This window comes from Bacillus sp. LB7 (assembly GCF_030449715.1).
Lineage (GTDB): Bacteria > Bacillota > Bacilli > Bacillales > Bacillaceae > Bacillus > Bacillus paralicheniformis.
In genome coordinates, this window is record NZ_JASGCA010000005.1 from 248,411 (window position 1) to 274,934 (window position 26,524).

Sequence of the window (26,524 nt, forward strand, 5' to 3'; positions counted from 1 at the left end):
TTTCATTTCCCCCTTTGTCCATAATCACGTTCAATGAAGAACTCAACACGGTCACCGCGAAAATAGGCCATAGAGTACTCGACGACTTCTTCAGACGTCAAAAATGTTTGCGTTGATATCTGGAAGCAAGGCGTGCCTTGAGTAATATTTAAATGTTGTGCAATCTCCTCATCAGAAATCACAATTTTGATTTGTTCCTCTGTTCTTTTTATGTTGTTTCCTTGCCTGCTGATGCACTGGTAAAGTGAAATATTCGCCATTTCTTCCGTCACTTCGGGGACGAGATCCGTTCTGATATAGGCTGTTTCAAACTGGATTTCTTCATCGTCCGCAAAGCGGATTCTTTTGATTTGATAGACCATTTGTTCAGCGTCGATTCCGAGGCGGGTTTGGATTTTTTCAGCCGGCTTTATTTTTTGCAAATCAACAACTTTGATTTTCGGTTTAAAGCCTTGCGCCTTCAATTGCTCTGCATAGCGGAGGCTGCTGGAGCTCAAGATCTGCTTTACTTTTCCTTTGGCGACAAATGTCCCTTTTCCCTGCTTTCTGTAAATGGCCCCTTCCATAAGCAAATGATTCAGCGCGGTCCGCAGCGTCGTCCGGCTGACATCATACAGTTTGCAAAACTCGGACTCCGTCGGCAACAGGCTGCCTGGCGGATAGTAACCGCTTTCAATCTTATCTACAATATCTTGTTTAATTTGACTGTGGAGCTGTGGTTGTTTCGCCATACATGTTCTCCTTTGGGGTGAGTTCGTAATTATAGAATAACACAAAAGGTTCCCCAAAAAAACAATTTGTCATAACAAATATGTATGGACAAATTTGTTATGACATGTTAAGTTTCAATTGTGTGAAGCGCTTTCATAAAAAGACAATTAGGAGGGGGATTATGGCGCTGAAAGTAGTTGTTATAGGCGGAGGATCCAGCTACACACCGGAAATCATTGAAGGCATTATCAAGCGGCAACATCAATTTCCGGTGAATGAGATTGTACTTGTTGATATCGAGGAGGGCAAAGAAAAACTTCGCATCGTCTCAGAACTCGCGAAGCGAATGATCAGGCATGCAGGGGTTCCCATCGAACTGAACCATACAATAGATCGGGCGGAAGCGTTGAAAGGCGCAGATTTCGTCACGGTTCAAATCAGGGTCGGCGGACTGAAGGCGAGAGCTTTAGACGAAAACATTCCGCTCAGCCACGGCCTGATCGGGCAGGAAACAAACGGAGCCGGCGGCATGTTCAAAGCTTTCCGCACAATCCCCGTCATGCTGGATATCGCTCGCGACATCCAAGAGATTTGTCCCGAAGCATGGCTGATCAATTTTACCAATCCGGCCGGCATCGTGACGGAAGCTTTGCTGAAGCACGGACCTCATCAAAAGGTCGTCGGGGTATGCAATATTCCTTACAACATGAAAAATAGCATCGCAGAAATATTCGGCGTGGATGTGAGCCGCGTCATGATTGAATTCGCGGGCCTCAACCATTTTGTTTTCGGAAAAAGGGTATGGATCGACGGCATCGACCGGACGGAAGAGACGATTGAGCATCTGTTGAATGATCACTTCGGCTATTCGCCCTCCAATATTGCGGCGCTGCCGTGGAATCGCCAATTTCTGCGGTCTTTACGCATGCTTCCGAGCCCGTACCATCAGTACTATTATCAACATGAAGAGGCACTCGCAAAAGATATCGAAGCGTACAATAACAACGGAACGCGAGCGGAAACCGTCATGGAAGTGGAGCGGCAGCTGTTTGAGAAATACAAAGACGCTGAGATTCACGAGAAACCTAAAGAACTGGAAGGCCGCGGCGGGGCTTACTATAGTGAATCAGCCTGCTCATTAATGAACTCGCTTTATCATCATTCAATGGATATTCAGACCGTGAACACACTGAATAAAGGAAGCATACCAGACCTTCCCGATGATGCGGTGATCGAAGTCAACAGTGTCATTACAAAAAGCGGACCGATTCCTCTGACCGTCGGAAAACTGCCTGCTGCCATCAGCGGGCCGATCTGCCTGATGAAAAAATTTGAACAATTAGTGATTGAAGCTGCGGTCACCGGCGACTACAATACGGCATATTCAGCCATGATTACCAATCCGTTGGTCTCTTCCGATCACATAGCGCAAAAGGTACTGGATGAAATGCTCGAGGCGCATAAACGTTACCTCCCGCAATTTTTTGAGGAGGTCCGTGCACATGAAACAAAATAAAATGATGGCATTCATCGAAGCAAACATCATGCCGATCGCCGGAAGGATCGGTTCCCAAAGACACCTGATTGCAATACGCGACGGATTCATCGCCATTATGCCGCTTATCATCATCGGTTCCCTCGCCATCCTGGTTAATAATTTTCCAATACCGGCGTTTCAAAACTTTATGACCGGCCTTTTCGGCGAGGGATGGACCGCTGTCGGCGGGGCGATATGGAATGGCTCTTTTGCTCTGTTGAGCCTTTTAGCCGTTGCGGCTGTCAGCTTCAAGCTGGCCGAGTCCTATCACACAGATGGCCTGTCTGCCGCATTAATCGGGATTGGCGCATTCGCCGTGCTTACGCCGACCACTGAAGACTTTGGCTTCTCAATGACTTGGCTGGGAGCACAAGGCCTGTTCGTCGGCTTAATCGTGGCTTTGCTGTCGACGGAAGTCTTCCGGCTGTTTTCCCAAAATGAGAAATTGAAAATCAAAATGCCTGAAGGGGTGCCTGACGGCGTCACAAAATCCTTGAATGCTCTATTGCCGGCTGCCGTCATCTTATCCACTGCCGGGCTATGTAATGCTCTGATTGTTCATTATTCGGGACAAAGCATCCATGAGCTTGTTTTCAGCACGATTCAAGAGCCGCTTCAAGGTCTTTCCAACACGGTTGGGTCAGCCTTGATTTTCACTTTCTTGAATCATTTGCTCTGGTTCTTTGGATTGCATGGAACAAACATCCTCGGGCCGATCATGGAATCCGTCTACCTCCCGCTCATTCAGGAAAATCAACACTTATTCTCGCAAGGAATGAGCGCTTTTGAAGTGCCGTATATTGTGACAAAGCCTTTCTTCGATTCTTACGTATTTATGGGGGGATCGGGAACGACATTGGCTCTGCTTGCCGGCATTTTAATTGCCGTGAAATCGAAGCACTACAAAACGATCGGAAAGGTGTCTCTCGCACCCGGCCTTTTTAACATCAATGAGCCCGTTCTGTTCGGCCTTCCTATTGTATTAAACCCGATCATGTTCATTCCGTTTATCTTGATTCCGTTGATTTTAACGATTACGTCATATGTCGCTTTGGCTTCCGGTCTCGTCCCGAAAACTGTCGCGATCCTTCCGTGGACGACGCCGCCGATTGTCAGCGGTTATCTTGTCACCGGAGGATCAGTCCGGGGAGTCTTTTTGCAAATCTTCAACCTGGTGCTGGCCACCCTGCTCTACCTCCCGTTTATAAAAGCGGCAGAACGTTCCGCCTTGCACCAGACAGAAAACGAATAAGTAAGGAGTGAATGTTATGGCAGATACACTTCAATTGGAACAGGTCTCATTTGAAATCATCCTTCACGCCGGAAATGCGCGTTCTTCTGCAATGGAAGCATTGCAGCTTGTGAAACAACACGAATGCGAAGCCGGATATCAAAAAATACAAGAAGCAGAATCGGAGCTGAGCCAAGCGCATCAGGCTCAAACCCGCCTTCTGCAAAAAGAAGCACAAGGCGAAGGCCTTTCACCCAATCTATTATTAATCCATGCGCAGGACCATTTAATGACAGCCATGACTGTAAAAGATTTGGCGAAAGAAATGATTCATTTATATCAAGAGCTTCAGAAAGGAAGAGAAAAATGAAGATCGCACTTGTATGTTCAGCCGGAATGTCTACGAGTATATTGGTGAAAAAAATGCGGGAAGAAGCGAAAAACCGTTCATTGAAGGCCGAAATTAATGCATATGCAGAGGCAGAATTGCCAAGCCATCTGGATGAAATTGATGTGATACTGATTGGTCCGCAGGTCAGGTATTTAAAAGGGCAAGTGACAGAACGTGCTGAGCCGTATCATACGCCCGTGGCCGTCATTGATCAAATGGCTTATGGAATGATGGACGGAGCAAAAGTGCTGAATCAGGCAATCAGCCTTGCAACCTGATGCCTCCTGCAAAGAACCGCGTTTTCTTTGAAAACGGGTTCTTTTTTTTGAAGTTTAAAAGAATGATTTTTTGAAAGCGTTTGTTTTTGTATAATAATTGGTAAAGGATGTGATCATACATGATTTCCTCACAAGTGAAATCCCAGTTGATTGAAATTGTCGGCTCTGCCAATTATGACGATTCGAACGCCGGACGGCTCGTCTATTCTTATGATGCGACACCCCAGTTTCAATCGATGCCTGACGCGGTCATAGCCCCGCGCAGCACAGAAGAAGTATCGCAAATCATGAAAATCTGCAACACGCACCGCATTCCGATTGTGCCGAGAGGTTCAGGTACAAACCTTTGCGCCGGCACATGCCCGACTGAAGGAGGAATTGTCCTCCTGTTTAAGCATATGAATCGAATTTTAGAAATTGATGAAGAAAATTTAACAATAACCGTTCAGCCCGGCGTGATCACGCTTGATTTAATTCACGCCGCTGAAGAAAAGGGATTATTTTATCCGCCCGATCCGAGCTCGATGAAGATCTCGACAATCGGCGGCAACATCAATGAAAACTCGGGCGGCCTCCGCGGACTGAAATACGGAGTGACCCGCGATTATGTCATGGCGCTTGAAATCGTTCTCGCAAACGGGGACATCATCCGCACCGGCGGCAAGCTCGCAAAAGACGTTGCCGGCTATGATTTGACGCGTCTTTTCATCGGTTCTGAAGGAACGCTCGGCATCATTACTGAAGCGACATTAAAACTGATCCCGGCACCCGAAACAAAAAAAACCGTCCTCGCCCTCTATCAAGATATCGACTCTGCAGCCCAAACGGTTTCAAATATCATCGCACACAAAATCATTCCAACGACGCTCGAATTTCTCGATCAGCCCACGATTCAGGTGATCGAAGACTTCGCGAAAATCGGCCTTCCCGTCCATGCCAAAGCGGTTCTCCTGATCGAACAGGACGGCACCGAGGAAGCAGTCCGCCGTGACATTGCCGTGATTGAAGAGATTTGCAAAAAAGGAAATGCTGTGTCCGTTCAAACCGCGCAAACAGAATCTGAAGCGGAAAATCTTCGGGAGGCCCGCCGCACCGCACTTTCCGCTTTAGCCCGTTTAAAGCCGACGACCATTCTGGAGGATGCCACGGTCCCGCGCTCTGAAATTGCCGAAATGGTAAAAGCGATTAATACGATCGCCGAAAAGCACCAAATATCGATTTGCACATTCGGGCACGCAGGCGATGGCAACCTTCATCCGACCTGTACGACAGATGTCAGAAACAGCGAAGAAATGAAACGGGTCGAACAGGCTTTTGAAGACATATTTAAAAAAGCGGTTGAACTGGGAGGAACAATCACCGGAGAACATGGGGTCGGCGAAATGAAAGCCCCCTATTTGGAACTGAAGCTGGGCAAAGCGGGAATCGCTGCCATGAAGGCGGTAAAACAGGCGCTGGATCCAAACAGCATCATGAATCCCGGGAAGATATTTGCGAAAGACTCCCGCAAGCGGGTGGTGGTGACAAAATGACGACAGCTAACGAAAGAAAGGTCATTGAACAGCAGTTTAAACAACGAATGGACGAGGAAGAGCTGCTGAATTGCATGCGCTGCGGCTTTTGTCTGCCGTCATGCCCCACCTATATCGAATCCGGTTTTCAGGAAAGCCATTCACCGCGTGGACGGATCGCGCTCATGAAAGCGGTCGTCGACGGGACGATCGAGCCTGATGAGGATGTCGAACGGTCACTGGAGCTTTGCCTCGGCTGCCGGGCTTGTGAACCTGTATGTCCGTCAGGCGTAAACTACGGGCGCTTGCTTGAAGAAGCGAGAGATATTATTCAGCAGAACAAAAAACACACCCTTCCGGTTAAAGTGCTTCGCCGCGCGGTATTCAAAGGGCTTTTCCCCCATCAAAACAGAATCAGGGCGCTGACTGGAATACTCGGCGTGTATCAGTGTTCCGGCATACAAAACGTGATTCGCAAATCGGGCTTACTTCGTCTTTTGCCGGACCATCTCGCGAAAATGGAGGCGGTTTTGCCGAAAGTTCCCAATATGAAACAGCTGAAAAAACGGCCGCACCTGCTCCCTGCGATCGGAAAGAGAAAAAAACGGGCCGCCTTTTTCTCGGGCTGCCTCATGGATACGTTGTTTTTAGATACGAATATGGCAACCATCGAGCTGCTTCGGCTGGCCGGCTGCGAGATCATCATTCCCGAAATTCAGACCTGCTGCGGCGCCCTCCACGGACACAGCGGCGAAAAGTCTGAGGCCGCCCTGCTCGCAAAGCGAAATATTCAGGCATTCGAGGATTCACACGCGGACTTTATTGTGACAAATGCAGGGGGATGCGGAGCATTTTTAAAGGAATATGATCATCTCCTGAAAGATGACTCTGAATGGCGGGAACGGGCAGCGGCTTTTACAGGGAAACTGAAAGATTTTTCTTCCGTCCTGTTGGAGCTGAACTTTGATCAGCGATCCCTTGAACTGCCGCAGCAAATCGTCACCTACCAAGATTCGTGCCATTTGCGAAATGTCATGAACACCTCCGCCGAGCCGAGACGCCTTATTCGCAGCATCAACGGCATTGAATTCAAGGAAATGAAAAATGCCGAAAGCTGTTGTGGATCAGCCGGTATTTATAACATTGTCGAATCCGAAATGTCGATGAAAATTCTCGATACAAAAATGGAAGCAGCAGCAGCGACCCGGGCCGCTACGATCGTTACAGCTAATCCCGGATGTCTGCTGCAAATGAAGCTCGGCATTGAACGAGCGGGGCTTTCAAACCGAATGAGAGCCGTTCATCTGGCGGATTTATTACTGGAAGCCGTCCTGGAGTGACCAGACTGGCTCACACCTGTATATTTCTCGGGAAATAAATCGAAATATGTCTTCTGCTGCTATTTCCGGACAGCAGGAAATTCTCCATTCGGCTGGATGAAGCGCAAACCTGTTACCTGTCCGGAATCGCCGGCTTCGAACCGGACGCTGAAACCAGGCAGATTTTTGATTTGAAATGTCAACTCACGGTAAGGCTCAAGTTCGTAATCAGGCTGACCGGGCAATGAAACCCAGAGCGTCCGATTGTTTCTGAATGACACAACGACATCTGTTCCGTCTTCCAATGCATATTCGCCAGTTAAAGAAGCAAGAAATTCAGAATCGTACAACTGCTGATCCGGCTTCCTGACAAATTCGATTTCTCCAGCGCCTTCCGCCATTTCAAACGGTACGGAAAGGCGGCTGATATGCCCGTGTATATCAGCGCTGAAAGATGAGAGCATCGCCATCTCCGTGAGCGGCATTTTCATCTCAAATATATTGTAATGATAATGCTTCAAAGGCATCGCAAACGAATTGAAGAGCGCCTGTAACATACCGTCTTTAAGCTCTATTTTGATTTCTCCGTAGCCGGGGTGCTCGTATACACCTGTGTAGTCCTTCAGGGCATGAGAAGGCTTCGTTCCTTCAATTTTGGTAAGATCCGCGTTTCGATCCACCCCTAAAGCCGCTTTCATTATTTTTTCCGCCTCGCCTTTCAGACGGCCGTTCCAATCGATCTCTTCCAATCCAAGCAAGCGGTCAAAAATATTGTACGCCAGAACATTTGGGAGAAAGCTGCCATTCATATTTGTCAAAATGGCAATCCCGATTTTTTCATAAGGCATGAAAGCCACAAGCGATGAAAAACCGTCAATATTTCCGCCATGATGAATCATATGAAGGCCCCGGTACGGTTCAACAAACCAGCCGAGCCCATAGCTGCAGACAGGAAGTTCCTTCGCTTTAAGAATGGAGTCGCAGGAAATGCAAGGCGTATGCAGCTCATGAAGGCTTCCCTCTGATAGAACACCGCTGAATTTGTCGCTGCCAAGCTGAAGCAGCACCCAATTTGCCATATCCAAGGCATTGGAATTGATTGATCCAGCCGGCCCGATCACATCGATATTGCGAAAAGGAATTTTTTCAACTGTTCCGTTTTTCTCTTGATATGGAAAGGCAAAATCGGAAAGCTTTTGCATATCTTCGACCGAAAAGCTGCTCGATGTCATATGCAAAGGTTTGAAAATCCGCTCATGAACAAACTCCTCCCAAGTCGTTCCCGCTATTCTTCCTGCAAGATAACCGGCCGTCATGTACATCAGGTTCTGATACTGCCATTTTGATCGAAAATCCAGATTCGGCTCAAGGTAGCGGATCCGTCTGAAAAGCTCTTCCCTTGAAAAGGAGGAATTGTACCACATCATTTCGTGTCTTGGGAGGCCCGAACGATGGCACGCCAGATCACGGGGCGTCATCCGTTCGGTTGCCACCGGATCATACATCTTAAACTCCGGGAGATATTCCCTTACCGGCTTGTCCCATTCCATTTTCCCTTCATCAGCCAAAACCGCCATCGCCGCCGTTGTAAATGCCTTGGAAGCAGAGCCGATCGCAAATACCGTTTCCGGGTTTACTTTTAATTTCCGTTCTTTATCCCTGAATCCAAACCCTTCCGCCATGATGATCTCGTCTTCCTTAATGACTGCAACAGCGGCTCCGGGAACGTTCCACTCATTCATCTTTTCCAGGGCAAATGCCCGAAAGTCTTTTAATTCCTTTATAGGCTGTCTCATTTTACCCTCCTCTCTTGATTTAAGCGTCTTATGCCTGTTCCAGGTGTCCGTATTCCATACGTTTGTTCGCCCTAATGGTTTCATTTAGAAAAAAATTGTATATTTATTCTCGCATTCCAAAAGATAGGTATAAGGCTGAAAATGTCTAAAAAACAAGGAGGTATTGTTCAATGTTTGGATTTATTTGGTCATTGATCATCGGCGGAATTTTAGGCTGGCTGGCCGGCCTCATTATCAGACGTGACGTACCAGGAGGAATCATTGGAAATATTATCGCGGGATTTATCGGTTCATGGCTCGGCTCCATGATTTTGGGACGCTGGGGTCCGACGATCGGCGGATTTAATATCATTCCGGCCCTGATCGGTGCGATCATTTTGATTTTCATCGTCAGCCTTGTCATGAGAAGCATGGGCGGACGAAACCGCAATGCTCAATAAGCGGGCGATTTACGACGGTTTCATTAGAAGCCGTCGTTTTTTATTTCATTCTGCTGCCGTCTTTTATATAATTAATTAGAAACACGAAATATTTTCAAGGGGAGGCTGTACATTGGAAAAAGTGGCAGAAAAAAGACCGAAGCGCTCTGAGGTGCCGCAGGAACTGACTTGGAATCTTACTGATTTATTTTCTTCTTATGAAGATTGGGAAGACGCACTTGTGAAAATTGAGGAAGATCTCGTATCCATCGGCTCATTTAAAGGAAGGCTTCACGAAGGAGGTGACGTGTTGCTCGATTGTTTAATGCTGCAGGAGAAACTGCTAGAGCGCCTGGTCCGGGCCGCCGCCTATACTCACCTCAGAAAATCCGAAGATTTGACAAACCCCGTCAACCAAGCCGACGCTTCAAGGATGGCCGCGCTACAAGCAAAACTAAACGCCGGGCTTTCATTTATCCAATCGGAAATTCTCGAATTCCCCGAAAATCAAGTGGAGATGTACATAAAAAGTGAGAAAGGATTGGAGCCTTTCAGCAACATGCTGACCGAGATCATGGAGCGCAAGCCGTATAAGCTTGCTCCGGAAACAGAAGAAGCGTTAGCCGTTTTAGGCGAAGTGCATGATGCACCGTACAAAATTTTCGGGATGGCGAAGCTTGCGGATATGCAATTTTCACCGATTCAGGACCGGAACGGCAATGAGCTGGCCAATTCGTTCGCGTTATATGAAGGGAAATACATGTTCTCTCCTGATGCCCATATTCGCAGAACCGCATTTGACTCCTTTACAAATACCCTTCAAACATACAAAAATACGATTGCCGCCGTTTATGAAACAGAAGTCAAAAAACAGGTCGGCATGTCAAGGCTGCGCGGATATCAATCCGCCACCCACATGCTTCTTCAGCCGCAAAACGTCACGCTCGAAATGTACCACAACCAGCTTGATGTGATTAAAAACGAACTTGCACCTCATATGCGCAAATATGCCGCCTTGAAAAAACGCGTATTAGACCTTCACGACATGCGCTTCTGCGATTTGCAGGCTCCGCTCGATCACGACTTCAGTCCAAAGACGACTTACGGACAGGCTAGCCGCATGATCTTAGACGCTTTACAAGTGATGGGGCCGGAGTACGCGGAAGTCATGGAAACCGCCTTGACTGAGCGGTGGGTTGATCTCGCTGACAACATCGGCAAATCCACGGGTGCGTTTTGTTCAAGTCCTTACGGGGTGCATCCCTTCATTTTGATGACATGGACGGATACGATGCGGGACGCCTTTACCCTTGCCCATGAACTCGGTCATGCCGGGCATTTCTACTTGGCAAACCGCAAGCAGCGCATCATGAACGTCAGACCGTCTTTATATTTCATTGAAGCGCCTTCTACAATGAACGAAATGCTCCTCGCCCAGCATTTGTTTTCCAAAACAAATGACCCGAAAATTAAGCGCTGGGTCATCAACCAGCTGATGGGCACGTATTACCACAATTTCGTCACCCATTTACTTGAGGGGGAATATCAGCGGAGAGTCTACGAACTCGCCGAACAAGGATGCGCACTTACCGCCTCCGTACTGTCTGAACAAACCACTGCCGTGCTGTCCGAATTCTGGGGCAGCGGAGTAAAGCTTGATGAAGGAGCAGGTTTAACATGGATGCGTCAGCCGCACTATTACATGGGGTTATACCCTTACACCTATTCAGCCGGGCTGACAGCATCGACGATCGTCTCGCAGCAGATCAAAGAAGAAGGCCGCCCTGCCGTGGAGAGATGGCTGAACGTTTTAAAAGCAGGCGGTACAATGAAGCCGCTGGACCTGTTGAAACGCGCCGGTGTTGACATGTCGACGGATCAACCGATCCGCCGGGCAGTTGCGTATGTCGGAACATTGGTTGACGAGCTTGAAAAACTGTACGACACAAAAGAAGACCGGCCTGATTAACGGCCGGTCTTCTTTTATACGGTTACAGACTGCCAAACATCGGATTGCCTTTCATTCCGATCCATAAGTCTGATTGCTCTAATAGATGTGCGGTGCGAAGCAGCCAATGTTCCTTTCCTTTCGGAGCCGTCACTTGAACGCCCAGCGGCAAACCTTCATTTGTGAGGTGGACCGGGACGCTCATTGCAGGCTGTCCGGTTAAGTTGGCAAGCTGTGTGAATGGTGTATATGTCAAGCTTTTCAAAAACATTTGATAAATTAGCGACTGCTGCTCGTTTTTTTCCAGCTCACTCACCTTCAGGAGCGCTTCGGCTTCTTTTTCGGTATGCGTAAGCTCGCCGACCTTTGGAGCGGGGTAAGCCGTTGCCGGGGTCACATACAGATCATAGGTCTCATGAAACGCCGCCATTTGTGCAGCTGCTCGATCCCAGGAAGCAAGGCTTGCCGTAAATTCGGCTGCCGACACTTTTTTGCCTGCTTCATTAAGCACCCATGTGACAATTTCAACATCCTGAACAGTGATCGCTCTTCCAAGCGTTTTTTCCATTCCCAGAATCATCGCGGAAATTTCGCCGCTGTTCATTAAATAATAGTTCTCCATTAACCGGAGTCCGTCAACGCCGTTCGTCTGCTCTTCGACGCGGTGTCCCTGCGCTTCCAGCCATTGAACGGTGCGGCGAACGGCTTGTTTGGCTTCATCACTGACAGGCGTTCCGACAGGTGATTCTACAGAAAATGCGATTTTCAAAGGGCGCTCCAGCCCTTTTTTCATATCCTCTTCATAATGCCCCGGAAATAAAGGCGTTTGAAAAGCGGCTTCAGGCTGAACGGTTTGCAGAATATCAAGGAGCGCAGCGCTGTCCCTGACCGTACGTGACAATACAAAATCGATCGATGCCCCCTGCCATTGCCGCCCGACGCCCGGTCCTACAGGCGTTCTGCCCCGGGTCGGCTTCAGACCGAATAGCCCGGTAAAGGAAGCGGGAATCCTGATGGAGCCTCCCCCGTCACTGGCCCCTGCAAGGGGAACGATTCCGGCCGCCACCGCAGCAGCGGAACCGCCGCTTGAACCACCGGGTGAATAATCGGCGTTCCAAGGATTTCGCGACGGCCCGTATAATTCAGGCTCAGAAATATTTTTCAATCCGTATTCGGGCGTATTCGTTTGGCCGAGAATTAAAAAACCGGCGCCGCGCAATTTAGCAACGAAATTCGAATCGCGCTTTGGTTGATAAGATGAAAGCAGCTTGGCGCCGGCTGTAAGAGGCTCCCCTTTCAACGCTTGGGAGATGTCCTTTAAAAGGATCGGCACCCCGGCAAACGGCTGCTGTCTGATATCGAGCTGTTTGCATTCATTTTTGACTTGCTCTTTTCTCGTCCGAACGACCGCATTCAGTTCTGGATTGACTTCTTCAAGGCGGGAAAAAGCAGCGTCGATTAATTCGTTCACCGTTACTTCCCCATGTTTGATAAGCTTAGATAAAGCAACTGCGTCATGCTTCATATAGTCAGATATATTCATATCAGTACCTCACTTTACTGTTCGCTTGTGTTTACTATTGTGCATGAGCCTTTTGGGGATTTCAATGTTTTCAGTTTAGATCAACAAGGAGATGAATGAAATGAATATTCGGAGGTTGCATCCGGAACATGAGCCGCCGCTTGATTTACTGTTGACGGCAGACCCTTCCGAAAAACTGGTTATCGATTATCTCAAACGGGGACAATGCTATACAGCAGAAATCGACCGCCGGATTGCCGGTGTCTATGTGCTGCTGCCGACGAGACCTGAAACAGCCGAGCTCGTCAATATCGCCGTCAAAGAAGATCTGCAGGGAAAAGGAATCGGCAGACAATTGGTTATGCATGCGATTGAAACAGCAAAATCACAAGGATTTAAGACGATTGAAATCGGAACCGGGAATTCAAGCATCGGCCAGCTGGCGCTCTATCAAAAATGCGGATTTAGAATCACCGGCATCGACCGCGACTTTTTCCTGAGACATTACGAGAAACCGATATATGAAAACGGCATGCGCTGCATCGATATGATCCGTTTAGCGCTCGACCTGTAAAAATCCCAAACCGACTTATAGTTTTGTGATTTTGTCATCTTTTCAGCGTGACCCGCAACCCTTGCAGGCCTGACAACGAATGCGAGGGTTTGTCGACACGCTTAAGCCGCCGGGTTCCCCGGCGGCTTCTCGTCAATATTCATCAAAATAGGACTGGATCTTTTTAGGATCATCTGTTTTGGTCAGCGCCAGCATCAGCAAAATCCGGGCTTTCTGCGGGTTCAAAGAGTTGGAAGCCAATATGTTTTCCTTTTCAAGATCAGGGTTGGGCGTGACGACCCCGCTGCCGGTGCGTGTGGAACGCACGACTGCCGCCCCTTTTTTCACCGCTGCGACTGCACCTTTTTTCGCCTCGTCGGAAACTGAACCGTTTCCGCTTCCTGCATAGATAATGCCTTTCGCTCCCGCCTTGATTGCAGCGTCAAACAGATAGCACCCGTCGTTTTGATACCCGTATATGATGTCGACTTGAGGAAGCTGATTGATCTTGGAAATATTAAAATCGGTATCTTTCGTATGCTTTTTCGTGATGTCATTATGAAAATAGATGTCGTCGGCAATATTGCCGAGGTAACCCATTTCTTCCGACTTGAAAGTGTCAGGAGCTGTCGTATGGGTTTTCGTCACATATCTTGCAGCAGCAATCCGGTCATTCAGCACCACCATGGTTCCTTTCCCGTGAGCTTCCTTGCTCGCAGCGACCTTTACGGCATTGTACAGGTTGGCAGGTCCGTCGGCTCCGATCGCTGTGGAAGGCCGCATGGATCCGACCACAACGACGGGTTTATCGCTTTTGAGGACGAGGTTTAAAAAATAAGCTGTTTCCTCCAAGGTGTCCGTTCCGTGAGTGACGACAATTCCATCGACATCATCGGAAGCTAAAAGCTTCGCTGCGCGCTTGCTCAATTTCAGGAGCGTTTTGTTGGTCATATTCTGGCTGCCGATGTTTTCCACTTGTTCTCCGCTGATATTCGCGATATCCTTCATTTCCGGAACGGCTTCAATGAGCGTATCAATCCCGACTGCGCCCGCTTTATAATTGGTCGTCGACGTTTTGGACTGATTCTCTCCGGCAATCGTCCCCCCTGTAGCCAAAATTCTTATGTTGGGCAGACGCTCATTTCCTTGGGCAGTCTTAACTGACGCAGTTTCAGTTTTCGCCCGGACCATTGTTTCATTTTGAGATTCGCTTGAACCGGAGCACCCGGCATTAATTAAAAGCAATAAGCCTAACACAATAAATAACATTCGTTTTTTCGTCATGTTTTGATCTCTCCCTGCTGCGAATTCCGCTAATATATATGTATTTTCTCTTTCTTCCTCTCTTTCATACCAGTTTAAAATGCCATCATTCGCTGTCTATTCATGTGTTAGATTTTCTTCTCTGTTTTTTTCTCATTAAAAAAGAGGGAAACCTCGTTTCCCTCTTTGGACCTTCTATTGTTTTAAAAGGTTGAACTCTTCCTTTACTTTTTTCAGCAGCTCTTCATTGGTGAGCACATCATAGGCGGTGAATGCCATAGATTTTGCGCCGAGCATTAAGCCTTCGAACCCTTGGCTGCTCATGGCTGCCTCCCGAAACTCGGGTGTGTGGCACGCGTACGGCTCATCGCAAATTTTTACATAAGGATGAATGGAAGGTGCGACCTGGCTGACATTCCCCATATCAACCGAACCTCCTCCGTCCGCTTTTTCATGAATCGAATCGGGATCGACGCCCAACTCGATCATGTTTTGTGTAAAAGCGTCTGACAGCGTTTCATTTGTTTTCAAATCATCGTAAGACAGCTCGTAAAAAGAGCTCTCAAGCCGGGCTCCAGTCGCAAGTGCGGCTGCTTTTGCACAATTTTTCACTTTATCGAGCAGTTCATTGACATAAGCCCGTTCCGTTCCTCTGACATAAAACTGAGCAACCGCATAATCCGGTACAACATTTGCCGCTTTCCCTCCCTCCGGAATAATCCCGTGAATCCGGGCATCAGGGAGAATGTGCTGTCTGAGCGCATTAATGCCGTTGAATGTCTGAATGACGGCATCGAGCGCATTGATTCCTTCGTGAGGCGCTCCCGCCGCATGCGAGGCCTTTCCGAAGAATTCGAATTGAATCGCATCCATCGCCAGCGATGTCCCGCTTTTTTCATGCCTGCAATACGGATGAACCATCATAGCGGCATCCAAGTGATCAAAAACCCCTTGTTCGGCCATGGTTACTTTTCCGCCTTTCGTCTCTTCAGCAGGCGTTCCGTAAACATACACTTTCCCTCCGCACGATGCGATGACTTTGCTGACGCCGATTGCGGCGCCGACCGCCATCGTGCCGATCAAATTGTGCCCGCAGGCATGGCCAAGGTCAGGTAATGCATCATATTCAGCCATAAACCCGATGGCAGGGCCGGGACGGCCGCTGTCAAATTCGGCCGTAAACGCCGTCGCAAGGCCGCATGTTCCTAATTCCACCTGAAAACCGTGTTTTTTCAGCTCCTCGGACAGAATCTTCGCAGCTTTGAATTCTTCATGCCCCAGTTCAGGATGATTGCCTATATACTGGCTGATATGCAGCAGCTCGTCACGAATATGTTCAATCTCTTTCTCAATTTGTTTTTTCATAACGGTTCTCCCTTCTCTATTACCGAAAGTTCTTTTCCAGGGTTGACAAAGTAAAGCTCATATCCTCAAAATGTTTAAATATATAATTATATGAATATTAATACATTATAAAGGAGACGAACGGAATGAGCAATGGCACCTCCCAGAAAACAAAACTGCGCTTCCCTCATACTTATGCATTGATTTTTTTCATTATCATTTTAGCTGCACTGGCTTCATACTTCATTCCATCAGGAGAATTTAAGCGGGTTGAAGAAGACGGCCGAACGGTTATCGTGCAAGGGAGCTACAAACAGACTGACGCCGGTCCGGTCGGTTTTTTCGAGATGTTTAAAGCCATACCGGAAGGCATGATTCAATCGGCGGATATTATTTTTTACATCTTTTTAATAGGCGGAGCTTTCGGCATCATTCATCAGACCTGCATGATTCGTGCAGGTGTTCATGTGCTGGTGCAGCGCTTGAAGAAACGCGGCTTCCTCCTGATTCCCGTCACCATGTTCGTCTTTTCCATCGGAGGCGCAACGATCGGTTTGTCTGAAGAGACGATTATTTTTATTCCGATCGGCATCGCTGTTGCAAGAGCGCTTGGCTATGATTCAATGACCGGGCTGGCGATGATTTCCCTTGGCGCGGCAGCAGGATTCACCGGCGGCATGCTGAACCCGTTCACAGTCGGAATCGCACAGACAATTGCGGAAGTCCCTGTGTTTAGCGCCATCGGTTATAGATTGGCCGTTTATGCCGCCATGCTCGGTTTCTCCATTTTTTATGTGATGCGGTACGCCGGAAAAGTCAAAGCGCACCCAAATACCGGTTTGATGAATGGAAGTGAAACAGAGATGAATGAAGAGACTGCCACAGGACACGCCGACCTTTCTTTCACCGGAAGACACGGCCTCGTCCTGCTGATTACAGCATTGGGCTTCGCCATCAATATGTTCGGTGTATTTCAATGGGGGTGGTTTTTAAGCGAGCTGTCGGCCGGGTTTCTCATTATCGGCTTTGCCGCCGGCCTTGCGGGAGGACTCGGCATCAACAATACCTTCCATTCATTTGTCGACGGTATGAAACAGGTTGTATACGGAGCGCTGATTGTCGGCTTCGCCCGTGCCATCGTCATCGTATTGGAAAACGGACATATTATCGATACGATCATCAACAGCCTTGCTTCAGCCATCAGCTCACTTCCGAACGAAATCAGCGCCATCGGCATGTTCGCCGTGCAAATCGTGATTAACACATTTATTCCATCCGGAAGCGGACAGGCAGCCACAACGATGCCGCTTATGGCTCCGCTCGCCGATTTATTGGGATTCGAACGCCAGATTGCCGTATTCGCGTATCAATACGGAGACGGAATCACCAACTCCATCATCCCGACCTCCGGTGTATTGATGGCTTCGCTGTCAATCGCAGGCGTCTCTTATGAACGCTGGGTCAAGTTTGTCTGGAAGCTGATCGCAGGCTGGATCATTATCGGCGCTGCCGCAATTGTTATCGCCATGATAATCGGGATTAAGTAAAAATCCGGGTCTCCAATATGCAGCCGGAGCCCCCGGCTGCATTCCCCATAAAAACCTCCATCTCCCTGACCATAGAAAAGCCATAAACCATCAAAACCGGCGTTTCTGCGACGATCGATCTACTAAATTTTAAGCTCAGGTTAAGGAAACCCGAAAACGGGACTTTTTATCCACCACGACCCAATTTCAAAATTCATCAACAAAAGGGCGGATCCCAAACCAAATACTTATATTTTTCACCTGTTCTGACTTGTCTTGTCCAAAGTAAAAAATGGGTAAACCTCAATAAAATACATCGAATTGTAAGTCATTAGTTTTAGGCTCTTAATACTACACAAAGTTTGAAAACATGCCTAATCTTGCAAAACATTGACCAAAATTAGTATTTAACACCTATTTATTATTGATTCTTCAAACCTTAAAATGAGTGATGTTGTTTCTGTTTTTTTAAAGAAACTAAGGAAAAAGAAAGAATTATAATCAAATTTTCACTGTTAGATAAATGAAATGACCGGGACTTGAGTAAGGTTTGTCCCATTGAAGGGCCTTTTTACCCTGACCATCTCATTCTTTTCATTTACATAACATTGAAAAAAATTAATAAAAAAGGAGACAGACCATGCGAAGTAAAAAGTTTTTTCTGATGATGCTTTTGATGATTGTAGCAGTCGTGTCAACAGCCTGCGGAGGCAGCAAAAGTGCGAGCGGAGAGAAAGAAGATACGAAAAAAGCAGATAATGCAGAAGTTAAAATCTTAAGCTCCGAATATACGCTTCCGGATGATTCGTCAACAAACCTGCACGAAAATGAACTTATACTAAAGATCAATGTTTCCGTTAAAAATACAGGAAAAGAACCATTGATGGTTGATAAAAGCCAATTCAGCCTTTACGAAGGCGACTCAAAAATGTCGGACGTCAGCGTATATGATGAAAGAAACAAGAGACTTAGCTCTTCTACGCTGAATTCTGACAAGGAAGTCGACGGAAATATCTATTACATCGTTGAAAAGGGCAAAAAGTTTCAGCTTGAATACACACCTGACATGTACGGTGAAAACAAAGCCGATCCTGTCAAATTCGAGATTGACGGCGGCAGCGATGATTTGCTGAAAACGGCCAAAAAACTTGAAGATCCGGCAAAAGCTTTGCTGGCTTACACAGACGTAACGATTTTCGGCAAAGACAATAATAACTTTGATAAACTAATCGACGAAAACAAGCGTGAAGTCGTCACTGATTACCTTGAAGGCGCTCAAAAATCAATCGTTCGCTCTTTAGGATATTATGATGAAGAAGATGTCGATAAAAAGAAATTGAATAAACTGATCAGCGCCATCCAAAACGCTTATCAAGAAAAATCCAAAGTCAAAGCAGTTACAAAATCAATTTCAGGCGATGAAGCAACTGTCGAAGCAACCGTTACACCAATCGATAATTCAGATGTCCAAAAGAGAGTGAAGAAAAGACTGGAAGACTATGTGAAAGACAGCGGCAAAAACTTCATGTCCCGAGATGAATTGATCAATCCTGCGATTGACATCATGAGTGAAGAAATCAAAAAAGCAGAGGCGACTTCAAGTGAGAAAACCGTTGAAGTTAAACTTGAAAAATCAAAAAATGACAAATGGAAAATGGATGCTGATAATTACAAGACCGAACAATACTTCTCAAGCTTCCTTAAAAGCAACAACTAAAAAAAGCACCCCTAGTGGTGCTTTTTTTAGTTGTTGACAAAATCCCAAAACGGCTCTTAGTTTTGGGATTTTATCATCCTTTCAGCGTGATTGACAGTCTAGGAAGGCCGAGCATTCGAGCTGACTTTCACAGGATGTGATGACGGCGGCGTTCAGGCAGGACGCCTGGGCGGTTAGCCGCCGATCCTTCTCCTTTTCGTGAGCACCGACGCGCAGGCCTGACAACAAATGCGAGGGTTTGTCGACACGCTGAAAAAAGCACCCTAGTGGTGCTTTTTTTCAATTACAATAAAACAAGTGCTGTCCGGCAGCGGCACGCGCCGGCCGAGCCGGTCTGTCAGCTCGATTTTAGGGTTAAGGTGTTCTTCATACCCTTCCTGCACATAGTGTTCGAACACAAGAATGTTCGCACGTTCCCCCAACTCTTTCTCAATACAGCTCCGGAACTCAGACGGCGTAAAATAGCCGAATTGCTCCTGCACTTCGTGCGGATAGGCTTCTTCTCCCCAAGTGTATGTATAGAGGAATTCCATCGCGTCATTCACAAACAGTACGGCCGCATCCTTTTCAGCCTCAAGAATTTGCACCTTTCTCCCTTTAAAATCATGGACATACCGTTTCAAGAAATTCATTCCATCCGGGTCTTTAAAACGAATCCGCCGCGTTTCCTCTTTGTTTTCGGTCATGATTCCGTCCCTGATGATGATTCTGCCTCCCCGCTTCAGAATATCAAAGGAGCTTATTAACGCTTGTGCAATGACGAGATGATTAAATTGTTTTCCTTCATACGGAATGTATGAAAACAATTCGTGCAATATCGATGAAAATACGATCGTGTCGACGCTTTCCTGTTCGAAGTACTCAGGAAGATCAAGTGCATCAGCCTGTTTCACATGCCACGGCTTATGTTCGCGCACTTTTCTTTTTTGGAGCTCCTCAATGACATTGACGGAAAGATCGATACCGATGACCTCTGCTTCAGGATGCTGGTCTGTCAGCAAATCGAGCATCACGCCGCCTCCGGCTCCGATGTCGAGCATTCTTTCTCCAACAGCATAATCGGCAATCTTCTTTTTATAATCTTCGGCACCGTTCATATCAGACAGATAAGCCGCTTCATTTTGCAGCCGGTCAAACGAATCCTTGCGAAACTCAAAAAAATCATAAAGCAGCACGATCGCCCGTTCATATAAAGGCGATTTCTCCGCTTCCTGGCAAAATTCAATCAGCTTCAGTCCGGCCTGCGAAAACGAAAACGTGACGCCGACAATCTCGGAAGCCTGATCAAACGGCTGCACAGCAAGCGAAACGTGTTTATTTACAGGCACCCCGCCGTAAAGCAAATCGCTGATCGACATCTCTTTTAAGCACGCTTCGATAATCCGTTTTTTATAAACATTCGTATGCCGCACACCCTGGTAATCGCGGTACATGTCCTTCATCAGCGGCTCAAAGCTGATATGCTTGACTGATAAAGGATTGACAGAACGAAGCACGAGCAGAAAGATTTTGACAAACTCTTCAAAACTGAACGATGACAAGGCGGATTCCACATACCATAAATCGACCCGCTGAAAGAAGCGTCTCAGCGCATCTTCCGCCGCATGTTCCCTCAAAAACCGCTCGTACCGGCTGCTGTCTTCGCCGGAATCGAGCGCCTGTCCCCGCAGTTTTCTGATCCTTTCCGCAAACGGCCAATCTTTGTTTCTTTCTCCTGTGCAGATTTGGCCGATTATCCGCTTCACGTCACGTTCAATCGATTCCCAAAGCGCCGGCGACACCCCTTCAATGATACATTTGTTCAGAACGTACAGAACCCGCCTGATGTCGATGTGCTGAAGGTCGGATGCTTCAATCCAATCGATAAGTGGAGTGAATTGGCGATACCTTGTTTCCCCGCGGATATACTGTCCGACGAGTCCATGCGTCAAAATCAAAATATAGATGAGTTCTTCAATATCCTGCCGCGCCGGCATATACGCCTGTCTTCGATCAGCATAAATCTGCGCCGACCCGATATTATGGATCGCGAGCTGAAAGCCTTTCTCACGCCATTCCTTTCTTTTATGAGGCTGGCCGCACTTAGCCGTTTCACTCCATATGAGAACCTCTTCAATGATTTCTTTTTCCCGCTCAGGAATGTCCGCTTTCTCCAAGATGGAGAGCGTCTGTTCCACATAAAGAAACACGGGATTCTGAGGCATTTGCTCCAGCGAAGATATCCGCTCCAGATTGACATTTTGTTCTTCAGTTAAAACGAGATACTTGAGCCATTCGGCATCCCGCAAAACATGATAATCTCCGCTTTTTACTTTTTCAATGGCTTCTAACGATTGTAAACGTCTCATCCGTTCTTCCCTCTTTTTTCTATTTCGATATGACTCATCATAAGGTAAATGGTTTCATATAGAAATAGGATAATCGGCTTATAATCGCTATAATGTTTGGCCGCAGTCCGCCGTTAAGATTTGACCCGTAACCGTTTCTTGTTCGAGCAGCGCGCAAATGAGCAAGGCGATATCTTCCGGCTCTGCGATCCGTTCAAGCGGGAGCTTTTGGCTGAGCCGCTTCATTTTCTCTTCATTCCGCTCCCACCATCTCGTCGATACAGCGCCAGGTGCCACACAGTTGACCCTGATATCAGGAGCGAGCGCATGCGCCAATGATTTCGTCAAACCGTGGACCGCCGCTTTTGACACGGCATAGGGGAGCGAAGAACCTGAGCCCGTCAGCCCGGCGATGCTGCCGACATTTACGATCGCACCTTGTTTATTTTGTTTCATTAAAGATGCCGCCGCTCTCGCGCAATAAAACATCCCTTTGACATTTACCGCATACAGTTCATCCCAGACTTCTTCAGAAGCTCCATCCAAGTCATCAAGCTCGATATGCCTGGTGATGCTTGCATTGTTGACGAGCAGATCGACGGTGCCGAACTCGTGCACAGCCCGATCAAACATATCTTGAACTTCACTGATCTTAGAAACATCGGCTTTCACCGCGACCGCGCGGCCGCCTTGACTTTCAATCATCCCAACCGTCTCTTCAGCCTCCGCTTCGGAACGCGAATAGTTGACAATAACCGCCGCGCCGCGGTTTGCCAAAGCGAGCGATACCGCTCTGCCGATCCCCGTGCCGCCTCCTGTGACAAGGGCTGTTTTATTTTTCATTTCCATTTTTCACCACTCCCTTTTCAACTGATGCAAGCTGTGCTGTTCCATTCCCAAACGACCAGTTCTCTTTCACGTTTTCGGCCGCAATGATCATGACGTCCTCTTGGCGAATGCCGGCGTTTTTTTGTAAACATTCTGCAATGCGTTGATACAGAGCCAGCTTTTTTTCGACCGGTCTCTCTTTCATTGTGATGTGAATATAGATCAAGTCTTTCGTCCGTTTGATATTCAAATAGCCGGGATCGAAAAAGAACTCTTCCTCATCGTGCTGGGTGATGACCTGAAAATAATCGTCTTCCGGAACATCGATCGTCTCCGTCATCGCCTGGTGAACCGATCTGCTGATCCGGCGAAGCTCTTCTTTTGATCTTCCTTTTAAAAGATCCATCCTGACAAATGGCATATATTCATTCCTCCTTTGTATTGTTTAATAGTGTATAACGGTTATATCATTTTGTATAATTGAATCATTTGAAGGATTCATTCAATTTTATTGAACTTGAGGTGACGGGATGGATTTTAAAACATTAAAAACGTTTCATAAAATCGTGGCTTGCGGAAGCTTTAACCGCGCGGCTGAAGAACTGAATTATGCGCAGTCCACAGTCACAATGCAAATCAAAAAGCTCGAAGAAGACCTCGGCATCCGATTGCTCGAGCGGGGGAAAACATTCCGACTGACTGAAGCTGGCAGGCTTTTTTTTGAAGAAAGCAGCCATATTGTCAAAAATATGGATCACCTTCAACATCATATGGCCGACTTATTGCTTGGCGAAGCGGGAAATATCCGTCTGGGAGCGGTCGAACCGATCGCGAGCTGTGAATTGCCGCGGATTTTGGGGAGATTTTTAGCGGATTATCCGAAGATCCGGGTTTCCGTAGATATCGCCAACTCGTCGGCATTGGGGGAACGGCTTGTTCAAGGCAGCCTGGATCTTGCCGTCTGTTCGACTCCGGCAATGGGAACTGATCTTTATTTTGAACCGCTATATGCTGAAGAGCTCGTAGTGCTGCTTCCTGAAGGACACCCCGCCGGAAACAATGAACGCATCCATCTGAAGGATCTCAGGGAGCACCGCCTGCTGATCACGGCCAACAATTGCACCTACCGGAAGAAAGTCGAAATCGCGTTTCAGGAGCTGCCGGGGAGCCAAATGAACACGATGGAGATCGGAAGCATGACCGCTTTGAAAAACTATGTTGCCGCTGGACTCGGCGTCGCCCTGATTCCGAAAAGCATCGTCTCCCCTCCTCCTCCCGGAACGATTGTCCGGTTCATCGGCGATGACCCGATCAGCGTAACCTTCGGCATCCTTTGCAAAACCGCGTCTTTCCCGCTGAAACAAGCGGATGCAAAGCTGTACCAATATTTGAAACAGGAACTGGGAGAACCGAAAAAACCTTCCGGATGATGCCGGAAGGTTTGTGATTATGAGAATGACGAGATATGGAATGATGATGATCTGGTTTCAGAGGGGGATGGTCACTTGTACCTGTCCGCCCCCCGCTTCACCGTTTTGAATCACTAAATCGCCTTGATGAAGCTTGACAACACGAAGCGCAAAGGTAAGTCCCATACCGTAATGTCCATTCGATGTCCGGCTTTTATCTTCCATATAAAAAAGCTCGGCAGCTTTCTGCAGGCCTTCTTGAGAAAATCCTTTTCCGCTGTCAGTGATGGTAAAAATCAATTGATCAACCGTACACACAGCTTCAAAATCGATTCTCCCGCCTTCCGGTGTATAATCTGCGGCGTTCGTCATGATGTTCATCAACGCTCGATGGAGCAGCTGTTTGTCAAACAGTGCTTTTTTTCCTTCAAGGTTTTGTTCTTTCAACACAATGTCAATCGATTTGTTCCCTATGTATGCTTCAGTATCATTGAGAACACTTTCGACTAACGGTTTCACAGCACTTTCTCTATATTCGATATGTAATGCTTCCTCCGTTTTTGATAAATGGATTAATTGGTCAATGTACTGATCGATTTTTTGCCCCGCATCAAGTATGTATCTGATATATTCCGACTGCTCTTGATTTTGCGGTGATAAGCTCAGCAATTCCGCATTACCTTTAATAATGGTCATTGGAATTTTAATGTCATGAGCCAATGCGCCGATCTGTTCTTTTTTCGTTTTCTCTAAATGCCACTGGGCGTGGAGGGAGGCTTGAAGGGCATTCCTCATGTCTATCAGGGAACTGATCACATGATCAAATTCCTTAATATTCGAAAACTCCGGAGTGAAATTTAAATTCTGTTTTTTAATTTGCTCAGCGATGGTGTTCAATGTTTGAAAATGACCTTTTAACCTGTTTGCAAATCGGGTTGTCACCGCAAAAACGACCGTAATTAGAAGCAGAATGATGATGCATAAGCTTGTCAGCTCATAGTTCGGGAGAAGCCGTCTCAGCAGGGGAGACCGAAACTCAGCGCGCAAAGGATACTCCAACACACAATACTCGTCTTTGCGTTCGATGATCATATAGCCTTTTTGACTCAAGGTGACATACGGCCTGCTCTCTATTTTTTTCCGTACAATTGAAAGATTCGTTTCTTTCATGTTTCCCGCTGTCTTTTGTTTCGACTTTTTATCCAGTATGGCGTACAGTATCGTATCGGGTATCATGTCTTCCGTTATCCGTTCAGCCGATTGAAGCTTGTGCTTAAGTTTTTCAGCTTCGATTTCATTATAGTTGGCAGGATAAAACAGCCCTGCATTCATTCCGATCATATTGATCAAAACATATACAGCCGTGATCGCGATCAGGCTGAAACTCAAAGTGAGCATATATTTGATCAGTTCTCTGCGCAGCGTCTTTTTTTTACGGATTATTCCCATCTGTACCCTACGCCCCATACCGTTTTGATCGGATCTCTATCGTGTTCTTTGCATTTTTTCCGAATCGTGCGGATAAATTCGGTTATCGTGGAGTATAAAGCATTGCCTTCCAGCCCGTATACATGATCATAAATTTCTTCTCTTGTAAAGGTTCGCCCTTTATGCCGAGCCAACAGCTCACATATTTTAAATTCATTTTTTGTTAAATTCAGCTTTTGATCATGTATAAATACTTCTTTGCTGTCAAAGTGAAATAAAAAGCCGGAAATCACCCGTTTAGTTTCGTGTTTCTCTCTCCTTTCCCTTCTCAAGTGTGCATTTACTCTCGCACTGAGCTCAAGAACGCCGAAGGGTTTTGAAATATAGTCGTCTCCTCCAGTCAGGAGGCCCTTAACGATGGCCTCTTCCTCCGTCTTAGCGGTAAGAAACAGGATCGGACAATCTACCAGCGGCCGGATTTTCTCGCATAATTCAAATCCGTCCATCCCCGGCATCATCACATCAAGCAAAATTAAATCATACCCTGAAAACACGTCGAGAGATTCGGCGCTAACTTGACTCAATGTATGAACTTGATGCTGATCGCGGCGCAAAATATTTTGTATGAGTACAAGAATATCTTTCTCATCATCTACTGCCAAAATGTTCGCCACTTGCTGACCACCCTTTTTCATTATTCATAAGCTTTTCTTCCTTCCCAGCGGATAAACCAAACGATGCTTAGAGCGAATACAGCTATTATAGCAAACACCATGATGAAAGCGCCCTGCTTGATTTCCCCATCTAGAACAGAACGCAGAGACGGATCAATTTGGACAAATCGGTCAATCCCCTTATACCCTGTCAGCCTGATTCCCCATGCCCAGGGATTATATTTCCAAATGACATCGCCCAATCCCGTATTCATCAGTGCTGTCATTAAAAGGCCGGCCCCTCCTATTAAAATCGAAGCCCCCATTCCAAATATGCAGCTGATCAAAAAATAAATGAAATAAAGTGTGACACTTCCGGCAGCCAGCCATGCCCCAGCCTCTAAAAAAAGGGCGATTGTCAGGTTCGGCACATGAAAAAGAACTTTGAGCCCCAATACATAGAGTCCAATAGCCAAGAATACCGCACACAAGTTCATGAACAGAAGCAGTGTGACTTTGCTTAAATAAGCCGTTAATTTGGGCGCCGTGCCGCCCAACAGCACTTGAAAACGGCCTGCCTGCTCCTCTAATGAAGCCGTCATTCCGCACACCATTCCAATCAGAAGCGGCAAGGCAATCGCAATCGCCTCAAAATACGTGCGATATAATTGATATGGATCATGTTCCCTGTTATAGAAATAAAGCAGAAAAACACCCGCACAGATAACCGGAACGGTCAAGTGAAGCCAAATAAAAGATGTGCGCTTTGTTTTTTGAAAATCAGCCGCCAGGCATCTGAAAAATAGCAACAAA

23 protein-coding genes are annotated in these 26,524 nt (G+C 47.0%); 12 read left to right on the forward strand and 11 right to left on the reverse strand.

Going from position 1 to position 26,524, the window contains the following annotated elements:
- Positions 1-2: 2 nt before the first annotated feature.
- Positions 3-731 carry a GntR family transcriptional regulator gene (locus QMZ64_RS09505; RefSeq protein ID WP_265624923.1) on the reverse strand — a complete coding sequence of 243 codons (729 nt, stop codon included), beginning with the start codon at positions 729-731 and terminating at the stop codon, positions 3-5.
- Positions 732-892: 161 nt separating this feature from the next.
- On the opposite strand from QMZ64_RS09505, the gene QMZ64_RS09510 reads away from it, so the two are divergent.
- The 6 genes from QMZ64_RS09510 (at position 893) to QMZ64_RS09535 (ending at position 6,999) form a co-directional block, all read left to right on the forward strand.
- Positions 893-2,227 carry a 6-phospho-beta-glucosidase gene (locus QMZ64_RS09510; RefSeq protein ID WP_265624924.1) on the forward strand — a complete coding sequence of 445 codons (1,335 nt, stop codon included), beginning with the start codon at positions 893-895 and terminating at the stop codon, positions 2,225-2,227.
- Entirely contained in the window at positions 2,214-3,500 is a 1,287-nt protein-coding gene (gene celB / locus QMZ64_RS09515; RefSeq protein ID WP_243943679.1) for a PTS cellobiose transporter subunit IIC, read from the forward strand. The genes QMZ64_RS09510 and celB overlap by 14 nt, the downstream gene beginning before the upstream one ends.
- Positions 3,501-3,516: 16 nt before the next feature.
- Positions 3,517-3,849, forward strand: a complete 333-nt coding sequence (locus QMZ64_RS09520) for a PTS sugar transporter subunit IIA (protein ID WP_165425957.1) — start codon at positions 3,517-3,519, stop codon at positions 3,847-3,849.
- On the forward strand, positions 3,846-4,148 hold the full coding sequence (locus QMZ64_RS09525) for a PTS sugar transporter subunit IIB (protein ID WP_265624925.1): 303 nt from the start codon (positions 3,846-3,848) through the stop codon (positions 4,146-4,148). The genes QMZ64_RS09520 and QMZ64_RS09525 overlap by 4 nt, the downstream gene beginning before the upstream one ends.
- Before the next feature lie 119 nt (positions 4,149-4,267).
- On the forward strand, positions 4,268-5,680 hold the full coding sequence (glcD, locus tag QMZ64_RS09530; RefSeq protein ID WP_265624926.1) for a glycolate oxidase subunit GlcD: 1,413 nt from the start codon (positions 4,268-4,270) through the stop codon (positions 5,678-5,680).
- Complete coding sequence (locus QMZ64_RS09535) at positions 5,677-6,999, forward strand: (Fe-S)-binding protein (RefSeq protein ID WP_265624927.1); 1,323 nt, start codon at positions 5,677-5,679, stop codon at positions 6,997-6,999. Before glcD ends, QMZ64_RS09535 begins: the two co-directional genes overlap by 4 nt.
- Before the next feature lie 59 nt (positions 7,000-7,058).
- On the opposite strand, the gene QMZ64_RS09540 is transcribed toward QMZ64_RS09535, so the two are convergent.
- Positions 7,059-8,774, reverse strand: coding sequence for a serine hydrolase (locus QMZ64_RS09540; RefSeq protein WP_301441277.1), 1,716 nt, complete (start codon positions 8,772-8,774; stop codon positions 7,059-7,061).
- A 170-nt stretch (positions 8,775-8,944) separates the two neighbouring features.
- Between QMZ64_RS09540 and QMZ64_RS09545 the strand changes: the two genes are divergently transcribed.
- Both QMZ64_RS09545 and pepF read left to right on the forward strand, forming a co-directional pair.
- Entirely contained in the window at positions 8,945-9,214 is a 270-nt protein-coding gene (locus QMZ64_RS09545; protein WP_165425953.1) for a GlsB/YeaQ/YmgE family stress response membrane protein, read from the forward strand.
- A 112-nt stretch (positions 9,215-9,326) separates the two neighbouring features.
- The gene (gene pepF, locus QMZ64_RS09550; protein ID WP_265624929.1) at positions 9,327-11,162 is read left to right on the forward strand and encodes an oligoendopeptidase F; all 1,836 of its coding nucleotides are present in this window, start codon (positions 9,327-9,329) and stop codon (positions 11,160-11,162) included.
- A gap of 22 nt (positions 11,163-11,184) precedes the next feature.
- On the opposite strand, the gene QMZ64_RS09555 is transcribed toward pepF, so the two are convergent.
- Entirely contained in the window at positions 11,185-12,684 is a 1,500-nt protein-coding gene (locus QMZ64_RS09555) for an amidase (RefSeq protein ID WP_265624930.1), read from the reverse strand.
- A 100-nt stretch (positions 12,685-12,784) separates the two neighbouring features.
- Here QMZ64_RS09555 and QMZ64_RS09560 point away from each other — a divergent pair, with 100 nt between their 5' ends.
- Positions 12,785-13,237 (forward strand): GNAT family N-acetyltransferase, encoded by a 453-nt coding sequence (locus tag QMZ64_RS09560; protein ID WP_075753727.1) that lies wholly within the window; start codon positions 12,785-12,787, stop codon positions 13,235-13,237.
- A gap of 132 nt (positions 13,238-13,369) precedes the next feature.
- Here the strand turns inward: QMZ64_RS09560 and QMZ64_RS09565 are convergent, their stop codons facing one another.
- A complete protein-coding gene (locus QMZ64_RS09565) occupies positions 13,370-14,500 on the reverse strand; it encodes a type II asparaginase (RefSeq protein WP_265624931.1) in 1,131 nt (376 codons plus the stop codon).
- Positions 14,501-14,674: 174 nt separating this feature from the next.
- Positions 14,675-15,844, reverse strand: coding sequence for a M20 family metallopeptidase (locus QMZ64_RS09570; protein WP_301441278.1), 1,170 nt, complete (start codon positions 15,842-15,844; stop codon positions 14,675-14,677).
- Positions 15,845-15,969: 125 nt separating this feature from the next.
- Here QMZ64_RS09570 and QMZ64_RS09575 point away from each other — a divergent pair, with 125 nt between their 5' ends.
- Together QMZ64_RS09575 and QMZ64_RS09580 are read left to right on the forward strand one after the other, a co-directional pair.
- A complete protein-coding gene (locus QMZ64_RS09575) occupies positions 15,970-17,370 on the forward strand; it encodes a YfcC family protein (RefSeq protein WP_301441279.1) in 1,401 nt (466 codons plus the stop codon).
- 619 nt (positions 17,371-17,989) lie between these two features.
- Positions 17,990-19,066, forward strand: coding sequence for a DUF4352 domain-containing protein (locus tag QMZ64_RS09580; protein ID WP_243943695.1), 1,077 nt, complete (start codon positions 17,990-17,992; stop codon positions 19,064-19,066).
- A 263-nt stretch (positions 19,067-19,329) separates the two neighbouring features.
- On the opposite strand, the gene QMZ64_RS09585 is transcribed toward QMZ64_RS09580, so the two are convergent.
- The 3 genes from QMZ64_RS09585 to QMZ64_RS09595 form a co-directional block, all read right to left on the reverse strand.
- Entirely contained in the window at positions 19,330-21,414 is a 2,085-nt protein-coding gene (locus tag QMZ64_RS09585) for a class I SAM-dependent methyltransferase (protein ID WP_301441280.1), read from the reverse strand.
- 87 nt (positions 21,415-21,501) lie between these two features.
- Positions 21,502-22,242, reverse strand: coding sequence for an SDR family NAD(P)-dependent oxidoreductase (locus QMZ64_RS09590; protein ID WP_301441281.1), 741 nt, complete (start codon positions 22,240-22,242; stop codon positions 21,502-21,504).
- A complete protein-coding gene (locus tag QMZ64_RS09595; protein WP_265624936.1) occupies positions 22,226-22,642 on the reverse strand; it encodes a tautomerase family protein in 417 nt (138 codons plus the stop codon). Before QMZ64_RS09595 ends, QMZ64_RS09590 begins: the two co-directional genes overlap by 17 nt.
- A gap of 109 nt (positions 22,643-22,751) precedes the next feature.
- Between QMZ64_RS09595 and QMZ64_RS09600 the strand changes: the two genes are divergently transcribed.
- On the forward strand, positions 22,752-23,651 hold the full coding sequence (locus QMZ64_RS09600) for a LysR family transcriptional regulator (RefSeq protein WP_265624937.1): 900 nt from the start codon (positions 22,752-22,754) through the stop codon (positions 23,649-23,651).
- A gap of 57 nt (positions 23,652-23,708) precedes the next feature.
- Here QMZ64_RS09600 and QMZ64_RS09605 read toward each other — a convergent pair whose 3' ends face one another.
- The 3 genes from QMZ64_RS09605 to QMZ64_RS09615 are packed head-to-tail and all read right to left on the reverse strand — an operon-like array spanning position 23,709 to position 26,523.
- Positions 23,709-25,079, reverse strand: a complete 1,371-nt coding sequence (locus QMZ64_RS09605) for a sensor histidine kinase (protein ID WP_265624938.1) — start codon at positions 25,077-25,079, stop codon at positions 23,709-23,711.
- Positions 25,070-25,732: a response regulator transcription factor gene (locus tag QMZ64_RS09610; RefSeq protein ID WP_265624939.1), complete on the reverse strand. Its 663-nt coding sequence runs from the start codon at positions 25,730-25,732 to the stop codon at positions 25,070-25,072. Before QMZ64_RS09610 ends, QMZ64_RS09605 begins: the two co-directional genes overlap by 10 nt.
- A 20-nt stretch (positions 25,733-25,752) precedes the next feature.
- Complete coding sequence (locus tag QMZ64_RS09615; RefSeq protein ID WP_243943704.1) at positions 25,753-26,523, reverse strand: lantibiotic immunity ABC transporter MutG family permease subunit; 771 nt, start codon at positions 26,521-26,523, stop codon at positions 25,753-25,755.
- Position 26,524 lies beyond the last annotated feature (1 nt).